This window comes from Chitinophaga oryzae (assembly GCF_012516375.2).
GTDB lineage: Bacteria > Bacteroidota > Bacteroidia > Chitinophagales > Chitinophagaceae > Chitinophaga > Chitinophaga oryzae.
Map to the genome: position 1 here is coordinate 1,646,532 of NZ_CP051204.2, position 15,406 is coordinate 1,661,937.

General features: G+C 50.2%; 12 protein-coding genes. 6 read left to right on the plus strand and 6 right to left on the minus strand.

Features of this window, described 5'->3' with window-relative positions; genetic code table 11:
• Positions 1-232: 232 nt before the first annotated feature.
• Positions 233-1,867 (plus strand): membrane protein insertase YidC, encoded by a 1,635-nt coding sequence (gene yidC / locus HF324_RS06845; protein WP_168862475.1) that lies wholly within the window; start codon positions 233-235, stop codon positions 1,865-1,867.
• 74 nt (positions 1,868-1,941) lie between these two features.
• Positions 1,942-2,871 (plus strand): M20/M25/M40 family metallo-hydrolase, encoded by a 930-nt coding sequence (locus HF324_RS06850; protein WP_246269440.1) that lies wholly within the window; start codon positions 1,942-1,944, stop codon positions 2,869-2,871.
• A gap of 21 nt (positions 2,872-2,892) precedes the next feature.
• On the opposite strand, the gene HF324_RS06855 is transcribed toward HF324_RS06850, so the two are convergent.
• The 5 genes from HF324_RS06855 to HF324_RS06875 form a co-directional block, all read right to left on the minus strand.
• Complete coding sequence (locus HF324_RS06855) at positions 2,893-3,513, minus strand: SprT-like domain-containing protein (protein ID WP_168810744.1); 621 nt, start codon at positions 3,511-3,513, stop codon at positions 2,893-2,895.
• Between the two features lie 6 nt (positions 3,514-3,519).
• Positions 3,520-3,906: a hypothetical protein gene (locus tag HF324_RS06860; protein ID WP_168810746.1), complete on the minus strand. Its 387-nt coding sequence runs from the start codon at positions 3,904-3,906 to the stop codon at positions 3,520-3,522.
• Positions 3,906-4,172 (minus strand): AtpZ/AtpI family protein, encoded by a 267-nt coding sequence (locus HF324_RS33845; protein WP_373997298.1) that lies wholly within the window; start codon positions 4,170-4,172, stop codon positions 3,906-3,908. The genes HF324_RS06860 and HF324_RS33845 overlap by 1 nt, the downstream gene beginning before the upstream one ends.
• Positions 4,096-4,515: a bactofilin family protein gene (locus tag HF324_RS06870; RefSeq protein WP_078671852.1), complete on the minus strand. Its 420-nt coding sequence runs from the start codon at positions 4,513-4,515 to the stop codon at positions 4,096-4,098. The genes HF324_RS33845 and HF324_RS06870 overlap by 77 nt, the downstream gene beginning before the upstream one ends.
• A 230-nt stretch (positions 4,516-4,745) precedes the next feature.
• On the minus strand, positions 4,746-5,030 hold the full coding sequence (locus HF324_RS06875) for a hypothetical protein (protein ID WP_235021630.1): 285 nt from the start codon (positions 5,028-5,030) through the stop codon (positions 4,746-4,748).
• 335 nt (positions 5,031-5,365) lie between these two features.
• Here HF324_RS06875 and porW point away from each other — a divergent pair, with 335 nt between their 5' ends.
• Together porW and HF324_RS06885 are read left to right on the plus strand one after the other, a co-directional pair.
• Positions 5,366-8,398, plus strand: coding sequence for a type IX secretion system periplasmic lipoprotein PorW/SprE (gene porW, locus HF324_RS06880; protein ID WP_168862175.1), 3,033 nt, complete (start codon positions 5,366-5,368; stop codon positions 8,396-8,398).
• Positions 8,399-8,640: 242 nt separating this feature from the next.
• Positions 8,641-11,046: a penicillin-binding protein 1A gene (locus HF324_RS06885; RefSeq protein ID WP_168810754.1), complete on the plus strand. Its 2,406-nt coding sequence runs from the start codon at positions 8,641-8,643 to the stop codon at positions 11,044-11,046.
• 180 nt (positions 11,047-11,226) lie between these two features.
• Here HF324_RS06885 and sucC read toward each other — a convergent pair whose 3' ends face one another.
• A complete protein-coding gene (gene sucC / locus HF324_RS06890; protein ID WP_168810758.1) occupies positions 11,227-12,438 on the minus strand; it encodes an ADP-forming succinate--CoA ligase subunit beta in 1,212 nt (403 codons plus the stop codon).
• Between the two features lie 129 nt (positions 12,439-12,567).
• On the opposite strand from sucC, the gene HF324_RS06895 reads away from it, so the two are divergent.
• Both HF324_RS06895 and HF324_RS06900 read left to right on the plus strand, forming a co-directional pair.
• Positions 12,568-13,389 (plus strand): purine-nucleoside phosphorylase, encoded by an 822-nt coding sequence (locus HF324_RS06895; RefSeq protein ID WP_168810777.1) that lies wholly within the window; start codon positions 12,568-12,570, stop codon positions 13,387-13,389.
• 72 nt (positions 13,390-13,461) lie between these two features.
• The gene (locus HF324_RS06900) at positions 13,462-15,387 is read left to right on the plus strand and encodes a putative porin (protein ID WP_168810779.1); all 1,926 of its coding nucleotides are present in this window, start codon (positions 13,462-13,464) and stop codon (positions 15,385-15,387) included.
• The last annotated feature ends 19 nt before the right edge of the window (positions 15,388-15,406 follow it).

Sequence of the window (15,406 nt, forward strand, 5' to 3'; positions counted from 1 at the left end):
GCCTAAATTTTTAATTGCATTTCATGGATAGAAATTCGGTTATTGGGTTTTTAATGTTAGGTGTTTTACTGGTAGGATATATTTTCTATAACCAGAAACAACAGGGAAATATCGCCAGGGAGAAAGCCCGGGCAGGATTCCATTGCCAATCTGAACAAGCCTAAAGCGCCTGTTGCCGATTCACTGACAGCCATCGCCAACGGAGAACACTGGATTCAGCCACCAGGCTCAACTGGCAGGCGAATTTGGCGTTTTTGCCGCCGCTGCGGTAGCGCCGGTACAGACCACAGTGATGGAAAACGACGATGTTAAAGTTACTTTCTCAAATAAAGGTGGCCAGCCGGTCAGCGTTCAACTGAAAAAATTTAAAACTTCAGAAGGTGGTCCTTTAATGCTGGCACAGGGATCTTTTAACCGCCTCTCCCTGGAAGTGCCTGCCAGCGCCACAAAAGTGCTGAACAGCGCTGACCTGTTCTTTACTGCCGGCCCTGTACAGAAACTGGCAGACGGCGGACAGTCCATCAGCTACCGCCTCAATACTTCCAATCCTGCTACCTACCTGGAATTCGTTTACGGTATCAAACCGGGCAGCTACGTGGTAAGCTATAACGTACACGCCGTTGGCTTCCAGAATATCCTGCCGGGCAATCAGAACTACCTGAACCTGCAGTGGAACAGCCAGAACGACAAACAGGAGCATGACATGGAAAACGAGCGCCTCAACAACCAGGTGCACTACATGTATGCCAATGATAAACATGACTATTTCACGCTGCAGCGCAGCAGCCACGAGAAGCTGGACAACAAGCTGAAATGGATCAGCGTAAAACAACAGTTCTTCAATACCACCCTGATCGCTAAAAGCGGCAGCTTCGACGCGGCAGACGTGAACACCAAAGTGCCACAGAGCGGTAACATCGTGGGTCAGGCTTTCACGACCATCCAGATCCCTTACAACCGCGCCAATGATTTCTCTTTCCCGATTGATATCTACTATGGCCCTAACCACTACAAAACACTGAAGTCTTTCGATCTGGGCCTCGAGAAAATCATCCCCCTGGGCTCCGGCATCTTCGCCTTCGTAAAATATGTGAACAAATGGATCATCATCCCGGTGTTTAACTTCCTCAGCGGATTTATCAGCAACTACGGTATGATCATCATCCTGCTCACCATCTTCATCCGTTTGCTGATACTGCCTTTCACCTACCAGAGCTACGTTTCTCAGGCGAAAATGAAAGTGCTGAAACCGGAAATCGATGAGCTGCGCGCCAAACACGGCGAAGACCAGCAGGCTTTCGGTATGGAGCAGATGAAACTGTTCAAGAGTGCCGGGGTGAACCCGCTGGGCGGCTGTTTACCAGCCCTGCTGCAGCTGCCTATCCTGGTGGCCATGTACAGCTTCTTCCCGTCTTCCATCGAGCTGCGTCAGGAAAGTTTCCTGTGGGCAAAAGACCTGTCTACTTACGACTCCATCCTGAACCTGGGCTTCAACATACCTTTCTACGGTAACCACGTGAGCCTGTTCACCATCCTGATGACCATCACGAGCCTGATCCTGGCCTTCTACAACCGTGGCATGACCGATCAGAGCAACCCGGTGATGAAGTACATGCCTTACATCATGCCGATCATGCTGTTGGGTATCTTCAACCGCCTGGCTGCCGCACTTACCTTCTACTACTTCCTGTCCAACGTGATCAGCATCCTGCTGCAATGGGTGCTCCAGACGTTTGTCATCAACCATGACAAAATCCACGCGCAGATCCAGGAAAACAAGAAAAAGCCTGTCTCCAAATCCAAATGGCAGGAGAAACTGGAAGAAGTACAGCGCCGTCAGCAGGACATGCAGCAGCGCAAAAAATAAGCAGCCGACCATTATTCAAAATATATTGTAAAGCCCCCGGCAATCGCCGGGGGCTTTTTTCAACCGATAGTCATATGAAAAAAAGCTTGTTATTGATGATGATGCTGGCAGGAGGAATGTCTGCCGCCTTTGCACAAGACAGCATTCCCGACGCCCGCCGTATCGGGGAGATTGTAAATTACCTGGCTTCCGACAAACTGAAGGGGAGAGGCACCGCCGAGAAAGGCGGCCGCACCGCCAGCCGCTTTGTGGCGCGGCAGTTTAAAAAACTGGGACTGAAACCTGTTAACGGCAGCAGCTATTTCCAGGATTTTACGTTCGACCGCAACGCGCATAAAAATATCCCGAGCCGCAACGTGGCCGGTTTCCTGGATAACGGCGCCGCCCGTACGATTATCATCGGTGCACATTACGATCACCTCGGCACCGCCGGTCTTTTTGACGGCAAATATCCCATCGGGCAGATACACAACGGCGCCGACGACAACGCCTCCGGCGTGGCCGGCCTGCTGGAACTGGCCCGCCACTATGTGAAAAATGCCGGTAAAGAACCTTTCAATTTCCTGTTCATCGCTTTCGGCGGGGAAGAGCTGGGCCTGCAGGGCTCCAAATACTACACCGCGCATCCGCTGATGCCGCTGGACAAAGTGCATTTTATGCTCAATATGGACATGATCGGCCGCTACAACCCGGAAAGAGGCATCGGTATCGGCGGTTTCGGCAGCGCGCAGGAATGGCCGGAAGTGTTTAAGGACGTACAGCAACCAGGCATTAAACATTTCACGGACGCCGCCGGCAAAGGCGCCTCCGATCATCATAACTTTTATGTGAATAAAGTGCCGGTCCTGTTTTTCCATACCGGCGGGCATGACGATTACCACAAGCCTACCGACGATGCGCCCAAATTACAGGCGGCTTCCGAAGCGGCTATTCTGCAGCTGGGTATTCAATTGATCAATAAAGCGATGACCTACACTGAATTACACTATGTGGGAGAAAAATAACCCAATACCAAAATTTCGAAATCAGTTCAGCACTTCTACTTCGTAAACGGGGCTGAACAGATAAATACGTTTAGACGCTACCTCTTCACAGCGGTAGCGTTTTCTTATTCTTTCCCCTTTGCGGAAGATGCGGCCGTCTTTGGTTTTGAAGAGCTGATGGAGCGGGAGCTGTTCCACCAGGAAGTGCGTCTCTTTGCGGTCGTCGTAGTTACGGAGCACGCGCATCAGGTTTTCGTCGGCGCAGCTGCTGGCGGCCGGATTGTTCATGCTCTGGCGTACAGCCTGTTCCACGTCGTGGGGCAGGTAGCCTTTGCCTACAAAGTCACGGAGAATAATGGAAAACTCCTGTTTCCATTCCTTGCCGTGTGCCGGTACGCGGTTGGCGTATTTATTAAAAGTGGTGAGATGGGCTATTTCATGCAGCAGGGTGATGAGAAAAGAATACCTGTTCAGCGATCCGTTGATGCTGATCCGGTGTCCTTTTCCATTTCCATCGGGGTGACGGTAGTCACCCAGTATGCTTTGCCTTTCCCGGGTGATGGTGAGATGCACTTTATACTGGAGCAGAAACGCCATCACCTGGTCAAAGGTGCCGTCGGGCAAATAGGACGCTAATGCATGCAGGGGCGCCTCTTTTTTCAATGCCAATTACTTTTTAAGCCTGGTAAGCCGGAAGAGGCTCCATGTTTCAAATACGGTATACAACAGGTACAGGAACAAAAGCAAAAAGATGGTCACTTTACTGACGTTGGGCCGGTAAATGAGCACATAAACGGCAATGCCGATCACGCACAGCATGAGTTTGCTGAGCGTGGAACCGTATACGGCGCGGATAAAGGCATTGTGGTTGGCAGAAGCGAGCCCTTTGCGGCTCATCAGGTAGGAGGCCAGGGAGATCAAAGCCATAGCCAGATTGCCGGCCAGCAGCACATAAAAATGGATGCCATTGTCCAGCAATCTGGGTTTGAAAAATATGATCAGGCCGTTCAATATGCCGAAAATCGAAAATAATCTGATTAAAAATCTATCGCTCATTACCGACGGGTGTCTTTTATAATTTGCCACAAAAGTATGGCTAAAGCCAGTAAAGAAAAAATGATCAGGAACACGGGGAACCGCCAGCCCGTTTTCTGGTCCAGTTTGTACCCTGCAAATACTCCCAACCCTAATGTGGCCATCATTTGAAACGCCAGTCCGGCATAGCGCAGTACCGGATTATTACGTTTATTCGGCTTCCTGGAGGACGGATTTTCCATGTTTCTGCGTTTCTGGCTGCTGTTCATCCATGTAGCAGCGGCCATTGAATTTGGCAGTCGGCTCCATTTCAAAATGAGCAGTGTACACATCTCCCTTTACCAGGGCGTTCCCTTTCAGGAACAGCAGTTCTTCCACTTTGATGATACCGGTCACTTTACCGAGAATGTCTGCGCTCTGACATACGAGGTCGCCGGTGATGTCGCCTTCGGGCCCTACCACGATTTTGGCTTTGGTGGATACCAGCCCGTTTACCTGGCCGTCTATCCGGATATCCCCTTCACATACGATATCGCCCTGGATAGAAGTGCCGCTGCCTATAATGTTAACAGTCGATGTGGGTAACAGGTTCTTGTTGTCACCCTTAGAGTTTGATTTGTTATTAAACATAGGTTTTCAGGTTTTTCAGCCCTTAAATATATTTTGCTATTTTTTTATTTAAGTATTTGATCATTGGGTATACAGATGATATGGCCTTTACATTTCACAAAACCATTCACTTATTAAATTTAAATAAAATTTAAATATCAAATTTATAAATATTAAAATATATAAAAATTAAAATATTTATTCTTCGAACATCTGCAATATCAAAATAGCCCAATAGCTAAATTTCTAAATTAATACGTGCTGTTGTCTACTTTCGGCACTTTTAACATGGTTGTGTCCAGCTTGCCGGTAAAATCCCCATTGATCACTTGTTTGATGTTCTTCAGGTAGAGGTCCCGCTGATTAATGGCTGTCTCAAGGGAATCCGCCCTCATCTTCAGATGGATGAACTCCTTGCGCTGTTTCAGGTCTCCATAGCCCGGGATGTAATATCTTAATGGCGTAAATACTACCGTTGCCACCGTAATAGCTACCAGTAATACAAACAGGGTGCTCAAAGCGATGTACACACTCATTCTGGACAATTTGAAGGATGTCACTTCTTCATAGGTATCATCATTCATAATTACCAGACGGTACTTATGACTGAGTTTTTCAAGGTTTCGTCTGTTGTTTTTTTTCCCCTTCCTGGCCATTTTTTGGTGTGCTTATAGAGATTTATTCGTTTTCAGGCGGCTAAAGTTAATCAATCCCCCCAATCAATCCACTATTTTATCCTATCTTTAAAATATTTTTTCAAACTTACAGTTATATATATAGCCTATACACCCTGGCATCCATGAATTGCTATAAATCGCTACGTCTTTATCCGGTATTATTTTTTTTATTGTGCATGGGATCTCCGGCGGTTTTGGCTCAAATCAAGCCCCGTAGCCAGGCACAGCAGCAGCAACCACAGCAGGACCCTCAGGGCCAGTCCCCAAGGCCGCTACTCAATAAGCCGCTCTTCAAACCAAAAGAGCCGCGGATACAGGACAGGAGACCTCCTTCCGAAGTGATGCTGGAAAAGAAGCACTGGAATTTCAAACGCAGGTTCTTCCAGAACCTGGCGACCCGTTATAATTATTACTTCCATGCCCGGGTGAAACTGGACAAGGTAGTGAAGACGGTCAACCGTGACGGTCAGGACAACTACAACGTACTGTTGCCGTTTTATCCTACCAGCCTGCAAAGTCAGGGATTCAGCAAAACAGAGCTGGACTCCGTGATCGAAAAAACCAATATGGCCATCCAGCTGCATGACCCCAGGGGTAAGTGGATCGACGACTGCTTCCTCCTCATGGGCCGCGCCTACTTCTATGAAGGCGACCTGGAAAATGCCAACAAAACCTTCCAGTATATCAACCTCACTTTCGCCCCCAAGAAAAAAGACGAATACAAAACCGTGGTAGGCGCCAGTGAAAACGATCATATCTCCATCGCCACCCGCGAAAAACGCAAAGGCCTCTTTGGCCGCTTCAAACACGTAGCCGCCCGTAACGATGCCTTCCTCTGGCGCGCTAAAACCCTGCTGGAACAAAAAGACTACGATGAAGTACAGGCGCTGCTCAACATCCTGAGCACCGACCCCAACTTCCCGCACCGCCTCGACGGCGGACTGGCAGAGGTAAGGGCCTACAGCAACTACGTACAGGCCCGCTACCCCGAAACAATAGAACCGCTGAAAGTAGCCATCGATAAAAGCCGCGACCGCGTGGCCAGAGCAAGGATGTCGTTCATTCTCGGGCAGCTGTACCTGCAGCTGCACCACGCCGATTCGGCCATGGACAAGTTCCGCGATGTGATCGCCAGCAAGCCCGATCCCATGATGGACTTCCAGGCCCGCCTCCAGATAGCTAAAATCAATGCGAAAGAAGAAGGCGGACTGGCCCGCAGCCTGGAAGGCCTGCGCCATATGCTGAAAAAAGAACGTTTCAGCCACTTCCGCGATGCCATCCTCTACACCATGGGCACCCTCTCGTATCCGGGAGACACCGCCGTAGCCCTGGGGTACCTCCGCAAATCCCTCAAAGAAGGCGGCGATAATATGGTGCAGCGTACGCTGACCTATAAAGCCATCGCCGACATCTACTACGAACAACGCCAGTACCTGGACGCCAAAAAATATTACGACAGCACCGCCGGCACCATGACCGCCGAGTTCGTGGACGCCGCCACCGTCAACGTCCGGAAGACGGTACTCGCCGACGTTGCCGCCAAGCTGACCATCATCCACCGGGAGGACAGCCTGCAGCGCATCGCCGCCATGCCGGAATCTGACCGCAACATCTTCCTCGCGAAAATGGCAGCCACCCTCAAAACCGCTGCCGCCGAAAAGAAAAAGAAAGACGCCATGCAGGCCGCCAATCCGTACGACAATCCCGCTTTCGGGATGAACAACAACGGCGGCGCCTACAGCCCCAAAGAAGAAAAAGGGGACTGGTATTTCTATAACCCGGCCAGCAAATCGACCGGTTACTCCGAATTCAAGCGCCGCTGGGGCAGCCGCCAGGTGGCCGATAACTGGCGCCGCAGCCAGGCAGGTAACCTTCACACTGCCGGCAACAACAACGACGCCCCCGTACAGGTAAGTACCGACGCGGCCACCGCTGCATCCTCACCGGAGAACCTGCCGGCAGACAGCATCACCGCCGAACGCCTCGCACAGGGCCTGCCCCTGACGCCGGAAAAACTGGTCGACTCCCGCAAAATGGACCAGGATGCCCGCTTCGAACTGGGTAAACTGTACTACGATAAACTCGAAAATTATCCGCTGGCGATAGAAACCTACGACTCGCTGCTGCTCAAATATCCCGACCATCCGCGTAAACCGGAGATCCTCTACTCCCTCTACGTATGGCAGGGCAAACTGAACCATCCGGCAGAAGCCGCCCGTTATAAAAACATGATACTTACGCAGTACGGCAACACCAACTACGCAGATATCATCCGTTCCGGCGGCAACCGTGATACAGACCTGGCCCGGAAAAAAACCATCAGCGCTACTTACGACTCCGCCTATACGGCTTTCCGCGGTGGAGACGTAGCCGGTGCGCTGGCCATCAAACGCCGCGCCGACAGCACCTACGGCACCAATTTCATGCAGGGGAAATTTGACCTGCTCGAAGCCATGGCGCTGGTAAAACAGGACACCCTCATCGGCGTGGACTCCACACAGGCCTCCCGCAGGGCCGTGCTGGCCGTGATGGACAAATACCCCGGCGACGACGGTATCCAGCAACAGACCAAAGCCCTGCTGGACGCACTCGACCATCGCAACGAACTGGTGAACTACCTCGCTAAACTGGAAATCAGGAAAGACAGCGACGGTGGCCCGCTGGTAGATGAAAACATCTCCATGCGTTACCCCTGGCAAAATCCGCAGCCGGTGCTGGTAGACCGCCTCAACGGCGCCAAAACGCCCGCCGCATCGGCCGATTCCGCACACATGTCCGGCAAAATAGCCGGCAACGTGCCTACAGCGCCCATCGCCACCGTAGCGCCGCCACCTAAACCCGTAACGCCCTATAAACTTTCGGCAGATAACCCGCACTTCGTCGTACTGGCATTCCAGCGCGTTTCCAAAGAACTGATGGACGAAGGGCTCAACCAGTTCACCCGGTACAATGCCACTAAACACGCTACCGATAAAATCGAGGTGGGCAGCTTTGTATTGTCTCCTTCTGAAACGATGCTGATTTTCAGGATCTTCCCGAATGAAGACAAAGCACTGAACTACTTCGACGAAATCCGGGAAGAGGCTGCCATCAGCATCATCCCCCGGATCCGGCCGAGCGATTATTCCTTTTTTGTCATTTCACGAGATAACTTCATCCTGCTGAACAGCACCAAAGACCTGGTCGGTTACAGGAAGTTTTTTACTGACAACTATGTAACACAATGATATTTAGGGATTTCGTGATTTGGTGATTTTATGATTGAATGGTTGTTGCGCCATAATACCCGAAATCCCGAAAGCTCAAAATCAGTAAATCCCTAAATATTTAATAGATTTGTGGGTCAAACTGTTAGTAAACAGGCCTGTTTATTGCTGTTAGAGGCCGTTTATTAAATATTTAGTTTAACAGCCAACTAGCAACTGTCCAAAAAACTCGGCGTACGCCGTAAAACAAACTTATATAGCGCATGAAAAAATCGGTGAAAATATTGTGGCGTGTGGCGTTTGGTATTTTAGCACTGTTTGTTCTCTTTATCTTATTGATCAACTTCAGGGTCATTGGTAATATGCCATCTATGGAGGAACTGGAAAACCCGCGCGCTGCGCTGGCTTCCGAAGTGATCGCCGACGATGGGACCATTTTGGGCAAATACTACCAGGTAGACCGCTCCAGCAGCGATTTCAATGAAATTTCCAAAAATGTGATCAACGCCCTGATCGCTACCGAAGAAACCCGCTTCTACCAGAACTCCGGTATTGACGCCAAAGGCACGCTGGCCATCCCTTTTTACCTGCTGATTGGTAAAAAGCGTGGTTCCAGCACCATCACCCAGCAGCTGGCGCTCAACCTGCAAACAGACAACCTCGGTAAGCAACGTGCTACCAACCCTATCAGCAGGGGCTTCCAGAAACTGCAGGAATGGATTATCGCCGTGAAGCTGGAAAGAAACTTCACCAAACAGGAAATCCTCACACTTTATCTGAACACGGTTGCCTTCGGTGATAACGTATATGGTATTGAAAATGGCGCCCGCACCTTCTTCAGTAAAGATGCCGGTCACCTCTCCATCGAGGAAGCCGCTATACTGGTCGGTATGCTGAAAGGCAACACCCTGTATAACCCGCGCCGTAACCCGCAGCTGGCCCTCGCCCGCCGCAATACGGTGATCGATAATATGGTGGAAGCTAACTTCATCACCCCTGCGGAAGCCGCCGCCGCTAAAAGCAAGCCCATTGTATTACATTATAATAAGATAGACCACAATAAAGGACTGGCGCCTTATTTCAGGGAAGTGCTGCGTGATGAGGTGAAAGCCTGGTGCAAAGACCATAATAAAGCAGACGGTACTCCGTATAACCTTTACCGTGACGGCCTTAAAATATATACCACTATTAATCCGCGTATGCAATTGTATGCGGAAGAAGCGGTATCCCGCCACCTGCAGACCCTGCAGAAATACCTGTCTAACCAGAATGATGTAAAAACAGGCAGCGTATGGAAAAAATGGCCGCAGTACCTCGATAAATACACGAAAGAGTCTGACCGTTACCGCAACATGAAAGAAGCGGAAGCGTCTGATGAAGAGATCACCAAGTCGTTCAACACACCTACCAAAATGAAGGTGTTCGCCTGGAGAAGTTATACGGAACCAGATCTGAACGAGATCGACACCGTGATGACGCCGCTGGATTCCATTAAATACATGCGTGCGGTATTACAGGCCGGCTTTATGGCCATGGACCCGGAAAGCGGTGAGGTGAAAGCATGGGTAGGCGGTCCTGATTTCCGCTATTTCAAAAACGACCACGTCGCTAAAACCCGCCGTCAGGTGGGCTCTACCTTCAAACCGTTCCTGTATTGCTTTGCCATCATGAACGGCATGTCACCCAATACCATGCTGCCCAACGAACCGATCACCATCGGTAACTGGACACTGAGCCGCAACTCTGAAGGCAGCGTGGGCGGCAGCATCTCCATGGCGGGGGCGCTGGCCAGGTCGCTCAACCTGGTGTCGGCCTACCTGATCAAACAGATCGGCGCCAAAGCGTTTGCAGATTTTGCGCAGAACAAGATCGGCTTTACCAGTAAAATTGAGCCTTATCCCTCCATCGCGCTCGGGGTGTCTGAGATTTCCCTGTACGAGATGTTACAGGCTTATACGATGTTCCCGGGAAGGGGCATCAATACCAAACCGATCTATATTACCCGCATAGAAGACCGCTATGGCAATATCCTCGAAACTTTCGCCCCGGTGAAACGGGAGGTGATCAGCGAGAAAGAAGCTTACACCATGGTGAAGATGATGGAAGGCGTATTGCAGCCCGGCGGCACCGGCGCCCGTATGCGCGGCACCTATAAAATGCAGGGTGAAATGGCCGGTAAAACCGGTACCACCAACGATAACACGGATGGCTGGTTTATGGGTTACACACCTAAACTGCTGGCAGGCGCCTGGGTAGGTTGCGAAAACAACTTTATCCACTTTGCCACCACCGGTATCGGTCAGGGCGCTAACACCGGCCTGCCTATCTGGGCTTATTTCATGCAGAAAGTATTTGCCGATAATACGCTGAAAGTGAGCAGCAGCGACAAATTCCAGGTGCCGGCCAATATGACCGATGAAACCTATTCCAACTTCGACACCAACGTGAAACCCGGTGCAGAAGCGGAAGACATCGGTAACGGTTCTGAATCCGACTACCAAACCGGCGAAGAAGACATGTACTCGCCGGGGGCCGACAAGCCGGCGCAGGAAACGCCGAAGCCCAGGGAAGAAAAGCCGGCGACGCCTAAGCCTAAAGAAGATAACAAAGACAAAGGCACGCCTGCCGCCGCCCCCAAAGCGGTATATCCTCCTAAAAAAGATAATTGATGATACAAGGGCTGACCCACAAGGTCGGCCCTTCCTGTATTTAATATATTATACATTATTTGTTTGAGCATAAAAAAGCGGAGATCAGTATGTTGATCTCCGCTTTTTTTTAATATCTAAATAATCAAATAATCAAATAATCAAATAATCAAATGATCAAATAATCAAATGATCAAATGATTAGTTCAGTGCTTTGTTTACCAGGTCAGCTGCTTCGCTGAGGAGGGTAGCAGACTGTACTTTCAGGCCGCTGGCTTCGATCAGTTCTTTTGCTTCTTTGGCGTTGGTGCCTTGTAAGCGTACAATGATCGGCACGTTGATGTTGCCGATAGATTTGTAAGCGTCGATAACACCCTGAGCAACCCTGTCGCAACGAACGATACCGCCGAAGATATTGATCAGGATGGCTTTTACTTTCGGGTCTTTCAGGATGATGCGGAAGCCTGCTTCTACCGTTTGTGCGTTGGCAGTACCGCCTACGTCCAGGAAGTTGGCCGGATCGCCGCCGCTCAGTTTGATCATGTCCATGGTAGCCATGGCCAGACCGGCGCCGTTTACCATACAACCTACGTTACCGTCCAGTTTTACGAAGTTGAGGTTGTATTTACCTGCTTCTACTTCTGTCGGATCTTCTTCGGTGATGTCGCGGAGCGCTTCCAGGTCGGGATGACGCATCAGGGCGTTGTCGTCCAGGTTTACTTTGGCGTCAACGGCAATGATTTTTTCATCGCTGGTTTTGAATAACGGGTTGATTTCCAGCATGCTGCAGTCCAGTCCTACGTAAGCGTTGTACAGGTTGGTCACAAATTTCACCATGTTTTTGAACGCTTCGCCGCTCAGACCGAAGTTGAACGCGATGTTACGGGCCTGGAATGGCTGCAGGGGCATATTGGGTTTTACCCACTCTTTGTATATTTTCTCAGGAGTACTGTGTGCTACTTCTTCGATATCCATACCGCCTTCGGTAGAATACATGATCACATTCTGGCCTTTGGCGCGGTCCAGCAGGATAGACAGGTAAAATTCCTTTACCGGGTTGGGGCCCGGGTAGTATACGTCCTGTGCTACCAGCACTTTGTTCACCAGCTTGCCTGCTTCTCCGGTCTGGATAGTCACCAGTGTGCCACCCAGGATGTTACCTGCAATGGTTTTCACATCTTCCGCATTTTTCCCAACTGCCACACCTCTCTGCTCAGTTCCACGGATTTTACCTTTACCGCGTCCACCAGCGTGAATTTGCGCTTTAACCACTGCAAACTCATTACCGTATTGCACCTTCAGTTGCTTGTAAGCTTCGGCAGCTGCTTCCGGTGTTTCTACCGGAATACCTTCCTGAACCGGTACATTATATTTTTTCAACAGTTCTTTAGCCTGGTACTCGTGTAAGTTCATCGCAATAAAATTTGCCGCTAAAATAGGTCATTATGATTTAAATATAAAACTGCAGTCATTTGTGAATTAAAAAATAACTTTGCGCGGGTTTGATTTTTAAATCCGACTTTTAATTAATTACATAATCAAATGAGTGAATTAACGGACCAGATCAAAGCAGCTGGTGATTATATCCGGAAGCACTGGCAGGAAACGCCTGTAGCGGGGGTGATATTGGGAAGCGGGCTGGGTAACCTGACCAAAGAGATAGAACGGAGCATCGAAATATCTTATCGTGATATTCCACATTTCCCGGAATCCACTGTGGAAGGGCATTCAGGAAAACTGATCCTGGGATATATGCAGGGTAAGCCCATAGTGGCCATGGCCGGCAGATTCCACTATTATGAAGGTTTTTCCATGAAACAGGTCACTTTCCCGGTGAGGGTGATGAAAGAGCTGGGCATCCATACCCTGTTCATTTCCAATGCTGCCGGGGGGATGAACCAGCAGTTTAAGGTGGGCGACCTGATGGTGATCAGGGACCATATCAACCTGCAACCGGAACATCCGCTGCGTGGCCGTAACGAAAATACACTGGGCCCCCGTTTCCCGGATATGAGCGAACCCTATTCCAAAGCGCTGATCCAGGCGGCCCATGAAATTGCCGCTGCCAACAATATTTCACTGCATACAGGCGTATATGTGGGCGTACAGGGACCTTCCTTTGAGACAAGGGCGGAATACAAATACATGCACATCATCGGTGGCGACGCGGTAGGGATGAGCACTGTACCGGAGGTGATCGTAGCGGCGCACGCCGGGCTGAAAGTCTTTGCCATGAGCGTTATTACCGATATCGGCATCCGTGAAGAGGAAAATGTGATCACCCACGAGGAGGTACTGGAAGCGGCCAATGCGGCAGAACCCAAGCTTACGCTTATCTTTAGTGAATTAATCCGGCAACTATAAACGTTTTGTCATTTTCGGATGAGGCATCTTCTTATTTTCATAGCCCTGCTGTTGGCAGGTAGTCATTCCTTAATGGCACAGTTCAATACCGGACGTTTCGGGGGTATGGGCGGCGGTGGCGGCGGTTCCAGCAAAATGCAGCGCGATACCATGCACCACCACGAAGAGCCGGACACCCTTACATTGACTTACCGCTACCTCGGCGAGCCGACAGATTTTACCATCGACTCCTCTGTGGCGGATTTCAATATCGACTTCCTGAAAGTGCCGGCCAACTACATGACGCTGGGCAACAGCGGTTCGGCTGCCCGCAATATTATCTTTACGCCGCTGATGAAACCCGGCTTCGATGCCGGCTTCCATGCTTACGATATCTATGGTAACAGTCACGCTAATGCCCGGTTTTATAACACCAACCGGCCCTACTCCGAACTGAACTACCTCGTAGGCAGCAAACAGGAACAGGTGATCGGGGTAACGCACACGCAGAACCGCACGGACCGTTTCAACTTTGCCTTCGATTACAGGAAAGTGAACGCCCCCGGCTTTTACCGCTCACAAACCACCAACCACGATACCTACCGGCTGACCGCCCGCTACCAGAGTAAAAACAAAAGAGCCAATACCTATTTTAGCTTTTATTATAATAAGCTCCAGGGCGGCGAAAACGGCGGTATCAAAAGCGATACCTTCCTGTCCAACGACAAGTACAAAAACCGCCAGGCCATTGGTGTAAACCTTGGTAACCAGGAAGTGGGCCAGTATGCTTTCTTCGGCACCAAAATCCCCGTGAAATCGCAGTACCAGCAAACAGGACTGCTGATTCAGCAACAGTACGACTGGGGCCGCGGCGATACCCTGCACATCAACGACACAACGGACTATTACCGTTACCGGCCCATTTTCCGGGTACAGTATACGTTCAACTACCAGAACGACAACTATCAGTTCATCGACAATAACCAGGATACTACCTTTTATACACGGCATTACGGGTTTGACTTCATCACCCGGGACACCATCCATGCCCAGCACAAATGGAAAACAATATCCAATGACCTGTCACTGATACAGTTTCCTGTACTGGGCAACCTGGGACACTTCATCAACCTCGGCGCCCGGTTTGAAAGCATTACCGGTACTTTCCTCGATGCAGACATCAACTTCACCAACCTCGCGCTGCATGGTGAATACCGCAACAAAACCCGGAATAAGCTGTGGGATTTCTCTGCCCGTGGTGAGTTTTACGTAGTAGGGCAGAATATCGGGGATTACAGTATCTACGGTAGCCTGCGCCGGCATATCAACGACCTGCTGGGAGATGTTAAACTCTCTGTCAGCAACGTTAACCGGGAGCCTTCCTACGTCTATAAGTTTTTCAACAGCAACCGCGATACCTGGTACAACAGCACCACCGCCAAGGAAAATACCACCCAGTTGCAGTTTGCCGCTGAAAATAGCAAGCTGCAGTATAATCTGGCGGTGAACTATTTCCTGTTTACCAACTACACTTACCTGAAAGACTACTATCACAGCGCACAGGCCACCAACCTGTTTAACCTGCTGCAGGTAGTATTCAGCAAGAAATTCAACATCCGTCCGTTCTCCTGGTATGCAGAAGTAGCTTTCCAGCAACGCCACGGCGAAGGGCCGCTCAATGTGCCCACCATCTGGACACGCCACCGCTTTTCCTTCGAAAAACTGCTGTACCGGAACCTGAACCTGATGACAGGGCTGGAATTCCGCTACAATACTTCGTATTACGCTGACGACTATTCTCCGTTGCTCGGACAGTTCGTGTATCAGAACACCACCAACGTGAAATACAACGCACCGGATATTTCCGCGTTTGCCCATTTCCGCATCAAGTCTTTCTCCGCCTTCGTGCGCGCAGAAAACCTGAATGTGTTCTTTGCTGAAAATAATCACGCCGCCCCGCTGTACCCGTACAATAACTTCGCCTTCAGGCTGGGACTGCGCTGGTGGTTTATCAATTAATAAGCTGCCCCTTGTACTC